The following is a 20,005-nucleotide window of genomic DNA, read 5'->3' as shown; positions in this document are numbered from 1 at the left end:
ACCCCATGCCGAACTCAGAAGTGAAACGCCGTAGCGCCGATGGTAGTGTGGGGTCTCCCCATGCGAGAGTAGGGAACTGCCAGGCATCAAATTGCAGTAAACCGGGATGAATAATCCGGGTAGTGACAAAGAAATTCGGTGGAGCGGTAGTTCAGTTGGTTAGAATACCTGCCTGTCACGCAGGGGGTCGCGGGTTCGAGTCCCGTCCGTTCCGCCACTTATTAAGAGCCCTGAGCATTTGCTCAGGGCTTTTTCTTTGCCTGTAACTTTATTATTGCTAAATTTGCAAAAATCCTCTGCATTTTCCGCTCTTTTTCTATAAAAAGTAGAAGGTCATAATCCCCTCAGTTAACGAATATTGTGATTAAAAAGAGGAATTCTATGACTGTCCCTGCATTTGGTTTAGGTACTTTCCGCCTGAAAGACGACGTGGTTATCGCTTCCGTTAAAACAGCTCTTGAGCTGGGTTATCGCGCAGTCGACACTGCACAAATCTATGATAATGAAGCAGCTGTTGGCCAGGCGATTGCCGAAAGCGGCGTACCGCGTAATGAGTTGTACATCACAACTAAGATCTGGATTGAAAATCTTGGCAAAGACAAACTGATCCCAAGCCTGAAAGAGAGCCTGAAAAAACTGCGCACAGATTATGTTGATCTGACGCTGATCCACTGGCCATCACCAAATGATGTCGTCTCTGTTGAAGAGTTTATGCATGCCTTGCTCGAAGCCAAAGAGCAAGGACTGACTCGTGAAATTGGTATCTCTAACTTCACTATCCCATTGATGGAAAAAGCTATTGCTGCTGTAGGGGCAGAGAATATTGCGACTAATCAGATTGAGTTATCTCCGTATCTGCAAAGCCGTAAGGTTGTTGACTGGGCGAAAGAGCACGGTATCCACATTACCTCATACATGACGCTGGCTTATGGTAAGGCGCTGAAAGATGACGTGATTGCTCGTATTGCTGCTAAACATAACGCGACGCCGGCCCAGGTGATTCTGGCATGGGCGATGGGGGAAGGTTACTCTGTGATCCCTTCTTCTACCAAGCGTGAAAACCTGGCAAGCAACCTGCTGGCGCTGGAACTGCGGCTTGATGCGGAAGATAAAGCGGCAATCGCTGCTCTGGATTGCAACGACCGCCTGGTTAGCCCGGAAGGTCTGGCGCCTGAATGGGATTAATAGCCTGACCCTCTGTGCCTTTAACCCTCTTTTACAGCTCCTCCGGGAGCTGTTCTTATATATTCACTTAAAAAATCGATAAATGCCCGAATACGGGTACTGACGGCACGATCGCTGTAATACACCGCGCTGAAAGGCATCTCGACGGGCAGCCGTTTATCCGCCATCAATTCGACCAGCTTACCCTGAGCGATCTCCTTATCAATCATATAATCTGAAAGACAAGCAATACCGTTGCCGCTCAGGCAAAGCTGCTTCAGCGTTTCGCCACTGTTCGAAGATAGACCGCAATCAACCTCATGCAATTGTCCGTCACTACAGGCTATGGGCCAGGTATTGAGCGAAATAGGTTCAGAAAACCCCAGACACAGGTGCTGCTTTAACTCTTCAACAGTCTCTGGCTTACCGAAGCGGGCAATATAGTCAGGCGAAGCAATAATCTTGCGGTAGCTGGTAAAGAGTGGACGTGCGCGCAGACTTGAGTCAGTCAAGGTACCGGCACGTATCGCAACATCCACTTTTCGTTCAATAAGATTGATGAATGTCTCTGAGGAAACCAGCGACAACGTCATCTCGGGATAGCGCTCACGGAAAGGTTTGATCAGTGGCATCAGGAAATGCAACATCACCGGTGTTGCGGCATCAATACGCAGCAAACCGCGCGGCGTATTACGCGACTCCATGATTTCTGTTTCCGCCGCAGCCATATCCTGCAGTATCTGTTGTACGCGCCTGAAGTAGCGTTCACCTTCTTCTGTCAGACTGAGTTGCCGGGTTGTTCGATTGAGCAAACTGACGCCCAGTTTCATCTCCAGTTTCTTTACTGCCCGACTGACCGCGGAATTGGCCTGCCCAAGCTGCTCTGCGGCCCGGCTAAAGCTACCGCTTTCCACGACCGCGACAAAAATTGCCAGTTCTTCGGAGGTTGCTTTCATTTTTGCACCTGAAGCAAAATTATATTGATATTTTGAATATTTTTGTTATTAAAACATCCCGGCATACTGCGTGTCATCTGATTACTGATGATATGGAATTATTTATGCCTCTCGCTTTATTTGCTCTGACAATAAGTGCCTTCGCTATTGGCACGACTGAATTTGTGATTGTCGGCCTGGTGCCGACCATTGCTGAACAACTGGCGATCTCTTTGCCTTCTGCGGGGATGCTGGTTTCAATTTATGCACTGGGTGTGGCAATTGGCGCGCCGGTACTGACCGCCCTGACCGGGAGCCTGCCACGTAAGCAACTGTTGGTTGCGCTGATGGTGCTATTTACCGCGGGTAACTTGCTGGCATGGCAGGCACCTGGTTATACGACATTAATTGTCGCCCGCCTGCTGACAGGCCTGGCTCACGGTGTCTTCTTCTCAATTGGTTCTACAATTGCGACAAGCCTGGTACCAAAAGAGAAAGCGGCTTCTGCTATCGCGATTATGTTTGGTGGTTTAACCGTTGCACTGGTGACGGGAGTACCTCTGGGGACATTTATCGGACAACACTTTGGCTGGCGCGAGACTTTCCTTGCCGTATCACTGTTGGGTGTGATTGCACTGATTAGCAGCCAACTGCTGATCCCTGCGAATATTCCGGGTCGGGCGGCCGCAAGCATTCGTGATCAGGTAAAAGTGTTAACCCATCCACGCCTGTTGCTTATCTACGCGGTTACGGCATTGGGGTACGGTGGTGTCTTCACTGCGTTCACCTTCCTGGCACCTATGATGCAGGACCTGGCAGGTTTCTCGCCGACAGCGGTAAGCTGGATCTTACTGGGTTATGGCGTATCGGTTGCTATCGGTAATATCTGGGGAGGTAAGCTGGCGGATAAACATGGTGCTGTCCCGGCGCTGAAATTTATCTTCGCGGCGTTGTTTGTCCTGCTGATGGTCTTTCAACTGACAGCCTCTACGCAATACGCTGCGTTAGTTACGATTCTGGTGATGGGGATCTTCGCCTTCGGCAATGTTCCGGGTTTGCAGGTATACGTGGTACAGAAAGCGGAACAGTTTACCCCCAATGCGGTGGATGTAGCATCCGGTCTGAACATTGCTGCGTTTAATATTGGCATTGCGCTTGGCTCTGTGATTGGCGGACAAACGGTAGCGCATTATGGTTTAGCACAGACACCGTGGATTGGCGCACTGATTGTTCTGGTCGCTTTTTTACTGATGGGTATCAGCGGTCGCCTGGATAAACCAGCGCGGGTAGTATTGGGATAAATTATTGATGTAAGTGCCCACTTACAAAACAAACTGCAATTGTTCGTTGAAAGTGAGTGTTAAAGTCCCTATAACAGAAGAACCAGTCCGGCTGCGGACTGGTTGACGTTATAGAGGTTTGAAAGTCTAAAGTGCGAAAAAACACCTATGCCATGCGCTATGTTGCCGGACAACCCGTTGAGCGGATTTTACCGCCAGGGTCATTTGCGCATATCGGCCAGGCATTACCTGCAGGCGTACCGTTAAGCAGTGAAGATCGCATTCGCGTGCTGGTGTGGAATATTTTTAAGCAACAACGGGCAGAATGGTTGTCGGTGCTGAAAAATTTTGGCAAAGATGCCCATCTGGTTTTATTGCAGGAGGCACAGACGACACCCGAGTTGGTTCAGTTCGCAACCGCTAACTATCTTGCCGCCGATCAGGTTCCCGCTTTTGTGCTGCCTCAGCATCCCTCTGGTGTCATGACGCTTTCTGCTGCTCATCCGGTCTACTGCTGTCCATTGCGTGAGCGTGAGCCAATTTTACGCCTGGCAAAATCAGCTCTGGTGACCGTATACCCGCTACCTGACTCGCGTTTATTGATGGTGGTGAATATCCACGCGGTAAACTTCAGCCTCGGCGTCGATGTCTATAGTAAGCAGTTACTTCCCATTGGGGATCAAATCGCCCATCACAGTGGCCCGGTGATTATGGCCGGTGATTTCAATGCATGGAGTCGCCGACGGATGAATGCGCTGTACCGCTTTGCGCGTGAAATGTCGCTGCGTCAGGTGCGCTTTACCGACGATCAGCGCCGACGCGCGTTTGGTCGTCCTCTTGATTTTGTGTTCTATCGTGGTTTGAACGTGAGTGAGGCCTCTGTGCTGGTCACTCGCGCCTCCGATCACAATCCACTACTCGTTGAATTCAGTCCCGGCAAGCCTGAGCAATAAAGGTGTGTCAGGTCTGCCGTAGGGCAGGCCTGTGATGGTGCTGCCCTTCATATTTCACAACAACCGAAGGACAACACAATGACAACACGCTCCCACCATGACAACGTCGAAAAGCAGTTTGGCTCCCAGGCTAATGCCTATTTAACCAGTACCGTTCATGCTACTGGTCGTGATTTACAACGACTGGCGGAAAGGCTGTCTGTTTTTCCACAGGCACGGATACTGGATATGGGATGTGGAGCAGGGCACGCCAGTTTTGTGGCTGCGCAATACGTACGACAGGTTGTGGCTTATGATTTATCGTCTCAAATGCTTGAGGTGGTCGCAGAGGCTGCAAAAGAGAAGGGCCTGGACAATATCACCACGCAACAGGGATATGCAGAGAGTCTGCCGTTCGGCGATTGCGCTTTTGATGTGGTGATTAGCCGCTATTCAGCGCATCACTGGCATGATGTCGGACGTGCGCTGCGTGAAGTCAATCGTGTACTGAAACCCGGTGGTGTGGCTATCGTAATGGATGTGATGTCGCCTGGGCATCCGGTGCGTGATATCTGGCTGCAAACCGTTGAAGCGCTGCGCGATACCTCACATGTGCGCAACTATTCCAGCGGTGAGTGGCTGTCTTTAATCAATGACGCTGGTTTGATTACCGATACTTTGTTGACGGATCGCCTGCCTCTGGAGTTCAGTTCGTGGGTGGCGCGAATGCGCACACCTGCCGCATTGACTGAAGCTATTCGTTTATATCAGCAGAGTGCATCAGCTGAAGTGAAAGTCTACTTCTCGTTACAGGAGGATGGTTCATTCACCAGTGATACGATAATGGTTGAGGCACATAAAGCGGGATAAATAAAAAAGGCACTGGGGGGAAACCAGTGCCTTCATTTTTACAATGTTATCAGGAGTCAGGCATGCCGTTGTTTTTGACAAACAACGTGAGCTGATCGCCCGGCTGCAGATTGTCCGTATCACTGTTCCAGCGCATTACATCCTTGATGTTAACCCCATGGCGTTTGGCAATGCTCGACAGAGAGTCGCCTTTACGTACACGGTAGGTGATGCTATCGCTGTTGTTAGCCAGTCGCTGTGCACTGGTGCCAGCACCTACGGTCAGGCTTTGGCCCACTTTCAGGGATGATCCACGCAGATTATTCCACTGCTGCAGATCCTTCGTGCTCACGCCAAGACGTGCAGCGACGCCAGAAAGCGTATCGCCAGAGCGAACTTTGTAGCTACGGCTGTTCAGCGGCGTGTTATCTGCAACCAACGTTGACTGTACGGCTGCAATTTCGCCGGAAGCCAGAGACTCACGCAGCTTCTCTGCGTGCTTCTTTGGCACCATCACGTATTGCGGACCGCTGGCACCCAACGTGGAGCCTTTCACACCTGCATTGAAGGTCTTCAGTTTGCTGACGGAAATACCCGCCATATCGGCAACCTGAGCCATCTCAACCGGACTGTTCAGGCGAACACGTGCCAACGCACGGCTTTCGTCTGTGGTAGGCAGACGCACGCCATAGCGTTTGCTGTTTTTGAGAATATCACTCAACGCCAGCATTTTGGGCACATACTGCTTCGTTTCCTGAGGCAAAGGGAGCGACCAGAAATCGGTGGATTTACCCCGAGACTTGTTCGCTTTGATTGCCTTCATCACGCGACCTTCACCGCTATTATACGCGGCAACGGTCAGCAGCCAGTCGCCATCAAACATCTTGTTCAGACGCTGCATCATGTCCAGCGCGGCAGTGGTGGAAGCCACAATGTCGCGACGTGCATCATAACTGCGGGTCTGTTTTAAACCATAATTGCGCCCCGTGCTCGGAATGATCTGCCAAATACCTGCGGCATTGGCGCCAGACGTTGCGTGAGGATCAAAAGCGCTCTCCACTATGGGTAGTAGTACCAGTTCCATAGGCATGTTACGTTTCTTAACTTGCCCGGCTATCCAGTACATATACGGCTCTGCCCGTAAAGTTACATCGTGGAGATAGCTCTTATTGCGTAAATACTTCTGTTTTTGTTCGCGAATCCGGTTGTTTTCCGGAATTCCCATCTTTAGCTCGTCACCAATGAAAGCCCACAAATCCTGATCAGCAGCGATAGATGTTCCATCGTCCATCCATCGCGCCTGACTTGTAAACTTTCCTGCTTCCCCTTGACCAGCTGCAGAAAGGCTCTGTGCATGTTGTTGGACGTTACCAGTATTCTGGCACCCAACAAGCAGGACAGAGGCGAGTAATATCGCTTTTGCCTTCATGTGTGTGTCAATAGTTGCTTAAAAGACGACCGATCATAACGGCGAAGTTTTCAAAAGGCAACCCGGAATTGTCAGAACGTATCTTTCTTTGACCTTAACCAGGCAAAACGCTCTTCAGGTTGTTGCAATATTGTTTCTTTGTTTATTTCATTAATTAAATCAATATCTTCTGTTCTTAAAAAAAGATTATTTCGCCGCTCATTTTTCAGAATTACGGGGAGTGTCATTTGTTTTTTTACGCGTAACTCATTAACTTTACGATAATATTCATTTATGCACGAATCGTGCGGCAGAATGCTTAAGGCAAACTTCATGTTTGCTAATGTGTATTCATGAGCACAGCAGATAAGCGTATCATCAGGAAGCGCACTTAATTTACTAAGTGATTGATACATCTGCGAAGCCGTACCTTCAAATAGTCTGCCACAGCCGCCTGAAAATAGCGTGTCGCCACAAAATAGATAAGGTTGGCTAAAGTAACAAATATGTCCTAAAGTGTGACCCGGCGTAGCAATTATCTTAAATTCATGCCCTAAAACGAGTGCAATATCGCCATCTTTGACTATGTGGGTCGTTCCCTTATCTTGCGTTTCAGCCGGTCCGTAAACCACTAATTGTGGGAAATGTTGCAAAAGTTCTTTCACACCGCCAACATGATCATGGTGGTGATGGGTCAGGAAAATGGCCTCTGGCACCCAGTGATGTTCTGCCATCGCTTTCAGAACGGGAGCGGCTTCGCCCGGATCGACAATCAGGCAACGGTTTTCATTATTTGTCAGGACCCAGATGTAATTGTCCTGAAAGGCGGGAATACTGTTAAGATTCATAAATTACCTCTCAATGCGTAACGGAAGGTTGTGATGAAACCGGCAAGGATCCCTCAAACTGTCGTAGCGCCCGTTAGCTGGGATGATTTACCCTGGGGTGAGCACTATCGTGAGGCGCTGGAACATCAGCTTAACCCGTGGTTCGCAAAAATGTACGGTTTTCATCTGCTTAAGATTGGTAATTTAAGCGCAGAAATCGATTCTGAAGCGTGCGCGGTTTCTCATCAGGTAAATGTTTCTTTGCAAGGTTCGCCCATGCAGGTTACGGCCGATCCTTTACACCTTCCTTTTGCCGATAAATCCGTGGATGTCTGTCTGCTGGCTCATACACTACCGTGGTGCGCCGATCCGCATCGCTTATTGCGTGAAGCCGACCGGGTACTGATTGATGATGGCTGGTTAATACTGAGCGGGTTTAACCCGGTTAGCCTGATGGGATTGCGTAAGCTGGTGCCAGTGCTACGTAAAACACCGCCTTACAACAGCCGGATGTTTACCCTGATGCGCCAACTGGATTGGCTCTCTTTGCTGAATTTTGAGGTGCTGCACTATAGCCGGTTCCACGTGCTGCCCTGGGCGAAGCAGGGCGGTAAAATGTTAAGTGCGCATATTCCGGCACTGGGCTGTCTACAGTTGGTTGTCGCGCGCAAGCGAACAATTCCGCTTACGCTCAATCCGATGAAACAAAGTAAAAGTAAGGCACGCATCCGCCAGGCTGTTGGGGCAACCCGACAATTCCGCAAGCCAGACGCTTAAGACTCTGCTTGATACCCAACATCATCCTGGGTGGGACTCATTGCCGCAGCACGTGCAAGCTCATCACAGCGTTCGTTTTCCGGATGGCCCGCATGCCCTTTAACCCATTCCCATTTGATTTGGTGTGGTCCAAGCGCGGCATCCAGACGTTTCCACAGATCGACGTTCTTTACCGGCTTTTTATCTGCGGTTTTCCAGCCGCGTTTTTTCCAGTTGTGGATCCATTGTGTAATGCCCTGGCGCACGTACTGGCTGTCGGTGCTGAGTACCACTTCACATGGCTCTTTAAGTGCTTCCAGCGCGACAATTGCCGCCATCAACTCCATACGGTTATTGGTGGTGAGGTTGTACCCTTCGGCAAAGGTTTTTTCGCGCCCGCGATAGCGTAAAATAGCCCCATAACCGCCAGGACCTGGGTTTCCCAGGCAAGAACCATCGGTGAAAATTTCTACCTGTTTAAGCATCTCTGGTAGACTTCCTGTTTTAGCAAATCGAAATCAAACGATAAGTCTGACATAAATGACCGCTATGAGCACTGGAATTACACGGCAGATCGTCCTCGATACCGAAACCACCGGTATGAACCAGATTGGCGCCCACTACGAAGGCCATAAGATCATTGAGATCGGTGCGGTTGAAGTGGTGAACCGCCGCCTGACCGGAAATAACTTCCACGTCTACCTGAAGCCGGATCGGCTGGTGGACCCGGAGGCATTTGGCGTACACGGAATCGCCGATGAATTCCTGCTTGATAAACCCACATTCGCCGATGTCGCCGATGAGTTTCTCGACTATATCCGTGGCGCGGAGCTGGTCATCCATAATGCATCGTTTGATATCGGCTTTATGGACTACGAGTTCGCGAAACTCAATCGCGATATCCCAAAGACGAACACCTTCTGTAAAGTGACCGACAGCCTGGCGTTGGCGAGGAAAATGTTTCCTGGCAAGCGTAACAGCCTTGATGCGTTATGCTCGCGCTATGAGATAGACAACAGTAAGCGTACTCTGCACGGCGCATTGCTCGATGCCCAGATTCTGGCCGACGTTTATCTGATGATGACCGGCGGGCAGACCAGCATGGCGTTCTCTATGGAAGGTGACAGCCAGCAGCAGAATGATACGGGGATCCAGCGCATTGTGCGTCAGTCCAGTAAATTACGCGTTGTTTTCGCTACTGATGAAGAGCTGGCAGCCCATGAGTCGCGCCTTGACCTGGTACAGAAGAAGGGCGGAAGTTGCCTCTGGCGGGCCTAGTTCTGGTATTTACAGTACAGAAATGGCCATTCGGGTGATTTTTGCAGCAAACGATTAAAAAACGTGAGAAAAAGCGTTGACGAGGCGCGAGGCAATCCGTAATATTCGCTTCGTTCCCAAGCGGAACACAACGCGGAGTGGTAGTTCAGTTGGTTAGAATACCTGCCTGTCACGCAGGGGGTCGCGGGTTCGAGTCCCGTCCATTCCGCCACTATTCAGAAAGCCTGAATCAGAAATGATTCAGGCTTTCGTCGTTTTAATCACTGCATAATATTATCGATCGTTTCACCATCAAAAAAATCAATAACTGACCTTGCGGTATGGATACCTGTCTGATGGTACGATTCAACCGTCGCAGCGGCGATGTGTGGGGTCGTGATAATATTTCTGGAATGTAGTAGAGGGCTGAATTGCGGCAAAGGTTCATGCTGAAATACATCGAGAGCGGAATGCACATTCCTTTCATCAATCACCTGCAACAGCGCGCGTTCATCTATCAATTTTCCACGAGCCGCATTGATGAGCAAGGCACCATTTCTCATCATTGAAAGGTATTTGTGGCTGATAAAATTCTCTAATGACGATGTGTAAGGAAGAAGCACGACAATGACGTTGGACTGCATGAAGATGTCGTCAACCGACACAAACTTAACAGCCATTTTTTCAGCTATCTCATGATCCGGATTTTTGTCGTACGCGAGAATTTCAATCTCGAAACCGGACAACCTCTTAACCAATGTTTTGGCAATATTCCCAAAACCTAATAATCCTACACGTTTACCATTTAATTCATTTCCCAGTGAGTGCCCCCAATAACCATTTTGTATGTCCATATGATTACTGGGAATATTTCTCAGACCAGAAAAAATAAGACCGATGATAAATTCAGCGACAGCATTGGCATTGATGCCTCGGGCATTATTAACCACAATGCCTGATTTTTTTGCCGCGTCAATATCTATATTATCAATGCCGGTACCAAATCTTGAGATTATTTTCAGTTTTGGTAGAAGAGAAAACACACTGGCGTCATAACAATCCGTTCCGGCAATGACAGCATCAATAGATGCCCTCAACTCATCTGATTCTGATGTGATAAGATGATTAACACTGTTCTTGAAAATGAGATTAAATTGGTTATCGCGCAATAATTTGCAACCGGTAATACAGCGAGCCGAAAAACTGGAAACGGTGATTAATACATTTTTCATATCTGTTACCTCATACCTGAGAACGCCATCAGGTTGTGATGGCGTAGACCGGTTACAATAAAAATAACACAAGTTATGAGTTTACTTTTACTCCGAGAGCACCTCCTGGATGAAATAAACCAAAATCGGTTCGGGTAAACTGTTTGAGTTCTGACAGCGTGAGGGCCACCGCATCTCCCACGACCAGTACCGCAGTGGAAGAGCAGGATGGAGCAAGACCTAAGTTGTCTGCTTCGTTCTTAACCGGTATCTCAATTGATAAATCACAGCAGATAGCCAGCGACGAATTGTGGCTTCGGGTAAATGAGACCAGAAAATTTTTCATTTTTTTCAGACTTGGCAGCGTAGCTAACAGCTCTGCTGTTTCACCACTATTGGATATCAGAATAACAATGTCTTCATGAGTAACCATGCCCAGATCGCCATGAACCGCTTCTGTTCCATGAATAAAAAAAGAGGGGGTACCGGTGCTGGCAAATGTCGCTGCCAATTTTTTAGCAATAATTCCTGATTTTCCTACGCCGATAAAGACAACTTTCCCTCTACAAGCCTGGAGCACTTTAACCAGATTTGCAGTTTCTGAAAGCGGTGCGTTAATAATTTCCTCGACTGCTTTTTGTTCATTACGCATAAAGCCTTTAATGAGTGAGATGACATCAGTATTATTCATGTTTATTTTCCTGATTTATTTTATTAATAACGCAAGCCACCCGACATAATCCCTGGTATAGTTTTTCTCTGCTGCAGGCCAGGTTTAGCCGTAAAAAATTATCCCCTCCAGGTCCATATACGTTACCTGCCATTATCCCCACTTTTCCTTCATGAATTAACATGGCGTAGAATTGTTCGAATGAACAACTGATGTGTGAACAGTCTATCCATGCAAAATAACAACCTTCAGATTCTCTGAGTTTCAGAGGTGAAAGATTTTCTTGAACGTAATGAACAGCAAAATCAATATTTGATTGGAGGTGCGACTTCAACTGTTGTAACCATCTATCACATTTATTGTAGGCAACGATAGTAGCAATGACATTCAATATTGAAGGCGAATTCACAAAATCACGATAACGAGTTATCTCTCTGAGTTTTTCATTAAAGGCGATATCAGGTGAGATAATATACGATCCCGTCAGGGCTGGGACATTAAATGTTTTTGAGATAGAGTTAAATACAATCGTTTTATCATAGTGCAATTTAAGTGCAGATGTAAATTTATGTCTGAAAGCGAAATCGCTGTGGATCTCATCGGATAATAACCAACAGTTGTTTTTTAAACATATCTCTGAAATTTTAATTAACTCGTGTTCCGACCATACTTTTCCTGTCGGATTATGTGGATTGCACAATAAAATTATCTTTGCATCTTTTGCTCTGGCATTGAAGTCGTCCCAGTCTATGTCATACCGACCATCATCATCTTTAATCAATATTGAAGTGAGTAATTTTCTCCCACTATTTTTGATGACATCAAAGAAAGCATTGTATGCCGGAGTGAAAGTCAGAATGCTATCTTCAGGTACAGTTAATAACTCTAGCGCTTTAGCGATGGAGTACATCACACTCGGACTATAAGTAATCCAGTTAGCATCAATGACCGTATCATATTTCTGACCATACCAATGGCATATCGCATTGAGATATTCACTATGCTGCCAGCGACTATACCCGAGAACAGGATGTTCCAGTCTTTTCTGTAGTGCTTTAGTAATTTCGTCCGGTATGGGTAAATCCATATCAGATATGGAAAAAGGAATGATATCGTGCACACCAAATCTGTCTTCGCAGAAGTCCCACTGCGTGCAGTAAGTCCCTTTTCGCGAAATAGGAGTGTTAAACATATTCATCAACATAACCCCATGCATTTATCCATATCTTTACGCAAAGCGATGACTTTTGTACCAATAATGACCTGTAAGGTGTTTTTATCGAGTTTGACAATTGCGATCCCTCCCTGCTTTTTAATGGCAGCTTCATCAATTGCTTCTATATCTTTGATTGTTAGCCGTAAACGTGTAACGCAGTTATCCAGAGATGTAATGTTTTCTTTACCTCCCAGAGCTGCAATCATATTCTCAGCAGTGCTGGAGTCGGTATTTCTATTTGCCACTGGTTGTGCAACCGGTGTTATCACTTCAGCTGTTGTTGCTGAAGGAAGTATGCCACTTTCTTCCCTGCCAACAGTCATTAAGTTGTATTTTAGAATGGCCCATTTAAACACTGCGTAATAAATGAAAAAGTAGGCGATTTCTACACAGACCGCCACTGGCCATCCAGTTCTTGTGCCCCGCAATACGCCAAAACTTATAAACTGAATCAAATCCCCGGTGAATCCCATTTTCACGCCGAGATACGGTAAAAACATATTTGCGAAGCCATTCATAAAAGCATGAAATACAAATAAGATAGGGCTGACAAACAGGAATAAAAATTCAATTGGCTCGCTAACGCCGCCAATAATCACAGTCAGCACCGCAGAGATTAAAAGTGCCTTAATAGCCTTGCGATTTTGGACATGAGCTGTCTGATACATCGCAAGAGCCGCACCCGCTAAACCATACTGGATCATTAGCTTGCCCTGTTCCATTTTGCCTGCAAGGTCTAATGGAATGACGGCATTTTCTTTGACGTAGGCCATAAACATATTGAGGGTACCGTAGTATTCCTCACCGCTGATGATCGCCGAACCCCCGATCGGTGTAAATCTGAATACGGATGTGACTAAATGATTTAGCCCGAAGGGAATCGTTACGCGCTCTGCAACGGCATAGAAGAAGTAACCTACCGGACCAGATGTGGATATCCAATGGCCGATTAACATAAACATGTTAAAGAAAGGGGGCCAGACAAAAGGGATTATGATGCCGAAAACACTCATGACAACTAACGTAATGATAGGCGCAAGGCGCGGGCCACTATAGAACCCCAACGACTCTGGGATGCGTAAATTGACGATCCGTTTGTACATAGCGAATACCATCAAGCCTGCAACGATTCCCCCCAATACGCTGGTGTTGTATGACTGAATTCCCAGAATAATAGTTTGTCCATGCGTGGACATCTGATCTGCGGGGACGAGCAGGCCGTGACTTTTAAGATAAAAATTTGTTCCCAAATGCATTGCCATAAATCCGACCAGACCGGAAAATGCACCATATGCTTTATCTTCTTTTTCTTTCAGCAGGCCCAATGGGATAGCAATTGCAAATAATACAGGTAAATTGGCAAAAGCAAATAAGCCAAGGTTAACAATAAAATCTAAAAATAATTTAACAACGGGGAAGCCTAATACAGGGATTAATTTAGCCATTTCATCGCTGGCTAATCCACTTCCCAGGCCTAACATCATGCCGCATACGCTAAGCAGAGCGATTGGATACATAAATGCCTTACCCAGGCTCTGAAAAAAACTCCAGGCTTTTTTCTGTTTCATATTTACTTTCTCGTGATAAGGTGAAATATAATCAGTCCATCAATACCTTAATGCGAATTGAAAGATACAGCTTTTCTTCCATCGCCAGTTCATAGTTAAACTCTGATTTTAAATGCTCTTCTATTTTTATAATAGAATGTTGTAGGGTTAAATCCTTCTCCAGAAAATGCTCATAGATATCTCCGATGTCTTTGTTCTTTATCTTTTCGTTGCATAGTACCCGACAGGAGAAATATTTTAAATGAGTCATGAAACGTAAGTAGTTGAATGCGTTGCGGTCTACTATTTTCTCGTAAACTGTCTCAATAATGTCTGTGATTTTCTGTGAGAACTCTATAATTCTGAGGGATTCATAGTTGGAGGTGTTTTCATAGTTATTTAAAATATGCAGGGCGATGAAACCAATCTCATCATCAGGAAGTAAGATGTTAAAATGCTCATTGACAATGGATAAGGCATCCCGGCTTATAGCATACTCTGACTTGTATAATGTTTTTATCTCATCAAGAAATATGTTATTTATTTGGATACCTGCAGCGCATCGAGAAATTGCATTTGAAATATGATCGGCAAGAATGAGTAAAAGTGATGGGTTCAACTTCTTGTCAAGATTCATCTCCGCATAACGGACTATGTTTTCAGAGACAAAAATATAATCAATATCTACCCTCTCTATCAGTTTGTATAATTTCCCTTTTTCTTCATTTCTGACATAAAAAAATCGATTAGCTGGATGTGGTGGAACAGACATACCATTTTTCCTGTTGTAACCTACGCCAGGACCAGAAATGATGACTTCCTGACCATTCATCGATGCCAGCACACAATTATTATTCATGACTTTTTCGATGATCATTTCATGGCTCCAAAAAAAAAGGCAAGACAAGTAAGAAGTAATAATCACTTCAAACATTGTCTTGCCTGATTTAACAGTTACAAGATTACTCACTGATGTGTATACCCTACACAGGATTATCTTAAATAAATGAGATGCATGTCCTGTTTTTGGATTAGCATGCCAAATTTAAGATGCCAGCCACGCATACAACATACTAATAATCCATATGGTGACTACATGGGCTAAATATATAATATTTTCCTATGTATAGTGTTGTTCGTCCTTCCTTCAGCAGTGTGTAGGCGTTACTCGCCCAGTGTCTGTGCGATATCTTTTTGCACCAGCTTACGCTGCTCTGGGGTGAGCACTTTGCTCAGATCAAAGTAGCATTTCACGCGATAATAACGCGCCTGTTGTTCGATGTTGCTGAACGCGGCAAGTTGTTTCTTAACGGCGGCATCATCCCATTTCCCGGACTTGATGACGTCAATCAGTGCGCCGTCTTTAACGTCTTTCACTGAAATCTGGTCAACGTTGTTTTCCAGCTGTTGATGCAGTTTTTTAATCTGCGCCACCTGGTCGCCGGTCAACTTAAGGTGTTGAACGACCGGATCCTGGGCCGGAGCGGGAACGTTGGATACGTTTGCTGCAAGCGTGCTAAAAGAGGCGCCAGCCAGCGTGGCAGCCAGTAAGGTCATACGTACGACGTTCTTCATTTAGACATCCTGATAAGGGTATTATTGATAATGTAGATCACCCGTCAGTGACGCGTGATTATCCCTTGCAGAATACGTTGCCTGATGCATGTCGCCACGCGAATTTGTTTTGCGGTTGGTTACGGAGTGAAACAATCCCGCCGTGGATACATGGTCCGTAGCGGGAGGGAAGGCGATCTCTACAGGGTGAAAGCGTCAGCATCCTGCCAGGCAGGAAATTTTTCGCGGTACTCGCGTAGCGCCGAAAGCGACAGCTCAGCATCAATTCGCGTTGCCTGATGCGGCTCGGCGGTGGCAATGACTTCACCCTGTGGGTTGATGACCCGGCTGTCACCGCGATAATGATGGCCGTTACCATCGGTTCCAACACGGTTACATCCTGCTACATACGCCTGATTTTCAATTGCCCGTGCGGTGAGAAGAACCTGCCAGTGCAGCGAGCGCAGTGCGGGCCAGTTGGCAACATACAAGGCGAGGTCGTAGTCGTTACGGTTACGTGACCACACTGGAAAACGCAGGTCATAACAGACCAGCGGCAGAATACGCCAGCCACGCCATTCAAAGATGATGCGTTCTTCACCTGCCTGATAATGCTGATGTTCGTCTGCCATGCGGAACAGATGGCGTTTGTCATAGCGATGCACGGTGCCTTCGGGTTCAACCAGCAAAAAACGATTTACCGGTCCCCGTTCAGACTGTATCGCCGCGCTACCTGCTATCAGGGCATTCGTCTGCTGCGCTTTGCTACGCATCCAGCTTACAACTTCCTCCTGCGGCAACGATTTGTTTGCCGCTTCCATCGCAAATCCACTGGTAAACATCTCGGGCAACACAATAACGTCACGCCCGGTGACGGTTTCCAGTTGTCTGTCGAAATGGCGCAGGTTGGCTGGGCCATCCATCCAGATCAGCGGTTGTTGCAGCAGAGTAATTTTTAAACCTGGCACGATCGAGGCTCCTCGTTGAACGGCATTTTGACACTGTAGCATGAGCATTAACGAAAATGTGGCAATAAAAAGCCCCGCATTTAGCGGGGCTGAACGTTGTGCGTTAGCGTTATGCTGCTTCGACCTTACGCACTTTCTCTGGCAACTTTACCGGCTGAGTCGCCAGCGCCTCGGGTTCAAAATCATCAACATTGATACTGCGCAGGCGGCTTGCTTCGGCTTTTACCAGAATCGCCGCTTCGTCTTTATCAATCAGCCCTTTGGCCAGCGCGTTATGTGCCAGCTCGTCCAGGCGGGTAAACGGTAGATTTTTACCCAACTCTTTGCAGATCCGCTGGTGGATTGGGTCGGCAGCAATGACATCCAACAGCGCCTCTTCCAGTAACCCAACCGGGTTGTGCTCGCTTGGCGTCAGGTACTGACCGCGGCCAAGACGAGAACGGGTGGCGCTTGGAACCTGCAGAATCTTCGCGACTTTATGATCCAGCTTGTCAGACGGTGCATGGTAGTGGCGACCGGTAGGGAAGATGACCACATTCAGCAACCCGGCAACCAGACGGTTCGGGAAGTTCTTCAGCAAGTCGTCCATCGCCTGTTCAGCTTTGTACAACGCATCCTGTACGCCCCAGTGAACCAGCGGCAAGTCTGCTTCATTTCGGCCTTCATCGTCATAACGCTTCAGCACGGCGGAGGCAAGATACAGCTGACTTAACACATCACCCAGTCGAGCAGAGATACGTTCACGACGCTTCAGGCTACCACCCAATACGGCCATGGACACATCTGAAAGTAATGCCAGGTTGGCGCTCAAACGGTTCAGGTGCTGATAGTAACGCTTGGTGGCATCACCGGTTGGCGTGCTGCTGGTTAACCCGCGAGTCAAACCAAGCCAGAAGCTGCGCACTTTATTACTGCCTACGTGACCAATATGTTTAAACAGCAGTTTGTCGAACGCATTCACGTCGTTATTCTGCGCCGCAGCCATCTCTTCAAGTACATACGGATGGCAGCGAATTGCGCCCTGACCGAAGATCATCATGCTACGCGTCAGGATGTTGGCGCCTTCGACGGTAATGGCGATCGGTGCACCCTGATAAGCACGGGCCAGGAAGTTGCTTTCGCCAAGCATAATGCCTTTGCCGCCAGTAATATCCATTGCATCGATGATTGATTGCTGTCCACGGTGAGTACAGTGATATTTCACGATAGCCGACAGCACCGCTGGCTTCTCACCCAGCATAATGCCGTAGGTAATCAGCGACGCTGCGGCATCCATCACATAGGCGTTACCGGCGATACGCGCCAACGGTTCTTCAATACCTTCCATCTTGCCGATAGAGATTTTGAACTGGCGACGAATATGCGCATAGGCGCCAGTCGCCATGGCGACGGATTTAACGCCACCTGTCGAGTTCGACGGCAGAGTAATGCCGCGTCCTACGGACAGACATTCCACCAGCATACGCCAGCCCTGACCGGCCATTTTCGGGCCACCGATGATGTAATCAATCGGGACGAAGACATCTTTACCCAGCGTTGGTCCGTTCTGGAATGGCACGTTCAGCGGGAAGTGACGACGGCCAATTTGTACGCCCGGCGTTGAGGTTGGGATCAGCGCACAGGTAATGCCAAGATCTTCTTCGCCACCCAGCAGTTTTTCCGGGTCAGAGAGTTTAAACGCCAGACCCAGAACGGTAGCGATAGGGGCCAGCGTGATATAACGTTTGTTCCAGGTCAGGCGCATACCCAGCACCTGCTGGCCCTGCCAGTCGCCCATACAAACCACACCGGTATCAGGGATCGCACCTGCATCGGAGCCGGCTTCCGGGCTGGTCAGTGCAAAGCATGGGATTTCCTGACCACGTGCCAGACGCGGCAGATAGTGGTTTTTCTGTTCTTCGGTGCCGTAATGCTGCAGCAGTTCACCTGGGCCTAATGAGTTAGGTACGCCGACGGTGATCGCCAGGATCCCTGAAACACCGGAGAGCTTCTGCAGTACGCGAGCCTGAGCATACGCAGAGAATTCCAGCCCGCCGTACTCTTTCTTGATGATCATTGCGAAGAAGCGGTGTTCTTTCAGATATGCCCACAATTCCGGCGGCAGATCCGCTAATTCATGGGTGATCTGGAAATCGTTCGCCATGCGGCATGCTTCTTCCACTGGGCCATCGATAAACGCCTGCTCTTCAGCAGTCAGATGCGGCTGCGGATAGTTGTGCAGTTTTTTCCAGTCAGGTTTGCCCTGGAACAGGTCACCTTCCCACCAGGTTGTACCGGCATCGATCGCTTCTTTTTCAGTACGCGACATCGGCGGCATGACTTTACGGAAACCGCGGAACACGGGAGCGGAAATCATGGATTTACGCATCGGGGTAAAGTTAAACGGTACGAGAATAATGGCCAGAGGAACCAGCAGCCAGACTGACCACAGGCCAGCCACGCCGAGCGCAGCCGTCCAGGCGAGCAAAATTAAGCTGCTGAGGAATAAGCTCACGCGGTGATAGAACAGAACGCTGAGCAGAACAACCGTAGCGATAATACTCAAAATCATCATAACGAAAAGCTCCCTTGCTTGTAGGAGGTCTGACCACTTGTGATGATATGGTTGTAGTGTATGTAAAATCTTTTAGCAATACGTTTACAAAATAATTACAACAAAGCTCACATTGTTGTTGTTTTAACCGGCACAAAAAATCAAAAGCGACAGCCATTCCTGTGGCTTGTACTTCTCGCTGGTAGCGCTATCCGGTACACTGCATCTTGTCATTTACATTCATGCTGAAGGATATCCTCATGTACCAGGATCTTATTCGTAACGAACTGAGCGAAGCGGCGGAAACGCTGGCTAATTTTCTTAAAGATGACGCCAATATTCACGCCATTCAACGCGCGGCGGTCCTGTTGGCAGATAGCTTCAAAGCCGGTGGGAAGGTACTTTCCTGTGGTAATGGCGGCTCCCATTGCGATGCGATGCATTTCGCCGAAGAGTTGACTGGACGCTATCGTGAAAACCGCCCGGGCTACCCGGCTATCGCTATCTCTGACGTCAGTCATATCTCCTGCGTCAGCAACGATTTTGGTTACGATTATGTATTCTCCCGCTACGTTGAAGCGGTTGGCCGTGAAGGCGATGTCCTGCTAGGAATCTCCACTTCGGGTAACTCCGGTAACGTGATTAAAGCGATTGCTGCGGCGCGTGAGAAGGGAATGAAAGTCATCACCCTGACCGGCAAAGATGGCGGTAAAATGGCCGGTAGCGCAGATATTGAAATTCGCGTGCCGCACTTTGGCTATGCCGACCGTATTCAGGAAATTCATATCAAAGTGATCCATATCCTGATTCAGTTGATCGAAAAAGAGATGGTTAAGTAACTATACCCGTCATACTTCAAGCTGCAGGTGCGTTGGCTGCACTCAGAAACCCCAGTCAC

The 20,005-nt window shown here is 47.9% G+C and carries 18 protein-coding genes, 2 tRNA genes and 1 pseudogene; 9 read left to right on the top strand and 12 right to left on the bottom strand.

All coding sequences use genetic code 11. The features are described 5' to 3' along the window. Positions 1 to 140: 140 nt before the first annotated feature. Together ACLJXE_RS07085 and dkgB are read left to right on the top strand one after the other, a co-directional pair. Positions 141 to 217, top strand: a tRNA-Asp gene (locus ACLJXE_RS07085). A gap of 164 nt (positions 218 to 381) precedes the next feature. Continuing rightward, positions 382 to 1,185 (top strand): 2,5-didehydrogluconate reductase DkgB, encoded by an 804-nt coding sequence (gene dkgB / locus ACLJXE_RS07080; protein ID WP_410750467.1) that lies wholly within the window; start codon positions 382 to 384, stop codon positions 1,183 to 1,185. Between the two features lie 20 nt (positions 1,186 to 1,205). Here the strand turns inward: dkgB and yafC are convergent, their stop codons facing one another. Continuing rightward, entirely contained in the window at positions 1,206 to 2,120 is a 915-nt protein-coding gene (yafC, locus tag ACLJXE_RS07075; RefSeq protein ID WP_286628669.1) for a DNA-binding transcriptional regulator YafC, read from the bottom strand. Between the two features lie 104 nt (positions 2,121 to 2,224). On the opposite strand from yafC, the gene ACLJXE_RS07070 reads away from it, so the two are divergent. From ACLJXE_RS07070 to ACLJXE_RS07060, 3 genes are all read left to right on the top strand, one after another. Continuing rightward, positions 2,225 to 3,400, top strand: coding sequence for an MFS transporter (locus ACLJXE_RS07070; protein WP_410750466.1), 1,176 nt, complete (start codon positions 2,225 to 2,227; stop codon positions 3,398 to 3,400). 131 nt (positions 3,401 to 3,531) lie between these two features. Beyond that, positions 3,532 to 4,332 (top strand): endonuclease/exonuclease/phosphatase family protein, encoded by an 801-nt coding sequence (locus tag ACLJXE_RS07065; RefSeq protein ID WP_196207568.1) that lies wholly within the window; start codon positions 3,532 to 3,534, stop codon positions 4,330 to 4,332. Positions 4,333 to 4,410: 78 nt separating this feature from the next. Next, positions 4,411 to 5,181: a class I SAM-dependent methyltransferase gene (locus ACLJXE_RS07060; RefSeq protein WP_410750465.1), complete on the top strand. Its 771-nt coding sequence runs from the start codon at positions 4,411 to 4,413 to the stop codon at positions 5,179 to 5,181. Between the two features lie 49 nt (positions 5,182 to 5,230). On the opposite strand, the gene mltD is transcribed toward ACLJXE_RS07060, so the two are convergent. Together mltD and gloB are read right to left on the bottom strand one after the other, a co-directional pair. Then, positions 5,231 to 6,589, bottom strand: a complete 1,359-nt coding sequence (gene mltD, locus ACLJXE_RS07055) for a murein transglycosylase D (protein ID WP_286628665.1) — start codon at positions 6,587 to 6,589, stop codon at positions 5,231 to 5,233. A gap of 71 nt (positions 6,590 to 6,660) precedes the next feature. Beyond that, on the bottom strand, positions 6,661 to 7,416 hold the full coding sequence (gene gloB, locus ACLJXE_RS07050) for a hydroxyacylglutathione hydrolase (RefSeq protein WP_410750464.1): 756 nt from the start codon (positions 7,414 to 7,416) through the stop codon (positions 6,661 to 6,663). 33 nt (positions 7,417 to 7,449) lie between these two features. Between gloB and ACLJXE_RS07045 the strand changes: the two genes are divergently transcribed. Further along, the gene (locus tag ACLJXE_RS07045) at positions 7,450 to 8,172 is read left to right on the top strand and encodes a class I SAM-dependent methyltransferase (protein ID WP_410750463.1); all 723 of its coding nucleotides are present in this window, start codon (positions 7,450 to 7,452) and stop codon (positions 8,170 to 8,172) included. On the opposite strand, the pseudogene rnhA reads toward ACLJXE_RS07045, so the two are convergent. Beyond that, positions 8,169 to 8,747 (bottom strand): annotated as a pseudogene (gene rnhA, locus ACLJXE_RS07040) (ribonuclease HI). The gene ACLJXE_RS07045 and the pseudogene rnhA overlap by 4 nt on opposite strands. Here rnhA and dnaQ point away from each other — a divergent pair. Together dnaQ and ACLJXE_RS07030 are read left to right on the top strand one after the other, a co-directional pair. After that, positions 8,701 to 9,429: a DNA polymerase III subunit epsilon gene (gene dnaQ, locus ACLJXE_RS07035; protein WP_286628661.1), complete on the top strand. Its 729-nt coding sequence runs from the start codon at positions 8,701 to 8,703 to the stop codon at positions 9,427 to 9,429. The pseudogene rnhA and the gene dnaQ overlap by 47 nt on opposite strands. A 134-nt stretch (positions 9,430 to 9,563) precedes the next feature. Next, positions 9,564 to 9,640, top strand: a tRNA-Asp gene (locus ACLJXE_RS07030). Positions 9,641 to 9,689: 49 nt separating this feature from the next. Here ACLJXE_RS07030 and ACLJXE_RS07025 read toward each other — a convergent pair. The 8 genes from ACLJXE_RS07025 to fadE form a co-directional block, all read right to left on the bottom strand. Then, the gene (locus tag ACLJXE_RS07025) at positions 9,690 to 10,640 is read right to left on the bottom strand and encodes a phosphoglycerate dehydrogenase (protein ID WP_410750462.1); all 951 of its coding nucleotides are present in this window, start codon (positions 10,638 to 10,640) and stop codon (positions 9,690 to 9,692) included. Between the two features lie 73 nt (positions 10,641 to 10,713). Then, positions 10,714 to 11,310: an SIS domain-containing protein gene (locus ACLJXE_RS07020; protein WP_410750461.1), complete on the bottom strand. Its 597-nt coding sequence runs from the start codon at positions 11,308 to 11,310 to the stop codon at positions 10,714 to 10,716. Then, positions 11,303 to 12,487, bottom strand: coding sequence for a MalY/PatB family protein (locus ACLJXE_RS07015; RefSeq protein WP_410750460.1), 1,185 nt, complete (start codon positions 12,485 to 12,487; stop codon positions 11,303 to 11,305). The genes ACLJXE_RS07020 and ACLJXE_RS07015 overlap by 8 nt, the downstream gene beginning before the upstream one ends. Continuing rightward, a complete protein-coding gene (locus tag ACLJXE_RS07010) occupies positions 12,487 to 14,073 on the bottom strand; it encodes a PTS transporter subunit EIIC (RefSeq protein ID WP_410750459.1) in 1,587 nt (528 codons plus the stop codon). Before ACLJXE_RS07010 ends, ACLJXE_RS07015 begins: the two co-directional genes overlap by 1 nt. Before the next feature lie 31 nt (positions 14,074 to 14,104). Beyond that, a complete protein-coding gene (locus ACLJXE_RS07005; RefSeq protein ID WP_410750479.1) occupies positions 14,105 to 14,929 on the bottom strand; it encodes a PRD domain-containing protein in 825 nt (274 codons plus the stop codon). Positions 14,930 to 15,216: 287 nt separating this feature from the next. Continuing rightward, positions 15,217 to 15,627: a Spy/CpxP family protein refolding chaperone gene (locus tag ACLJXE_RS07000; protein ID WP_410750458.1), complete on the bottom strand. Its 411-nt coding sequence runs from the start codon at positions 15,625 to 15,627 to the stop codon at positions 15,217 to 15,219. Between the two features lie 179 nt (positions 15,628 to 15,806). Continuing rightward, positions 15,807 to 16,574 carry an amidohydrolase gene (locus ACLJXE_RS06995; protein WP_410750457.1) on the bottom strand — a complete coding sequence of 256 codons (768 nt, stop codon included), beginning with the start codon at positions 16,572 to 16,574 and terminating at the stop codon, positions 15,807 to 15,809. Between the two features lie 109 nt (positions 16,575 to 16,683). After that, positions 16,684 to 19,128 (bottom strand): acyl-CoA dehydrogenase FadE, encoded by a 2,445-nt coding sequence (gene fadE, locus ACLJXE_RS06990; RefSeq protein WP_137384394.1) that lies wholly within the window; start codon positions 19,126 to 19,128, stop codon positions 16,684 to 16,686. A 239-nt stretch (positions 19,129 to 19,367) separates the two neighbouring features. Between fadE and lpcA the strand changes: the two genes are divergently transcribed. Then, a complete protein-coding gene (gene lpcA / locus ACLJXE_RS06985) occupies positions 19,368 to 19,946 on the top strand; it encodes a D-sedoheptulose 7-phosphate isomerase (RefSeq protein WP_016151815.1) in 579 nt (192 codons plus the stop codon). The last annotated feature ends 59 nt before the right edge of the window (positions 19,947 to 20,005 follow it).

Origin of the sequence: Citrobacter sp. U14242 (genome assembly GCF_046555775.1) — a bacterium.
Taxonomy (GTDB): Bacteria; Pseudomonadota; Gammaproteobacteria; order Enterobacterales; family Enterobacteriaceae; genus Citrobacter.
This window is presented reverse-complemented; position numbering and strand designations above follow the sequence as displayed.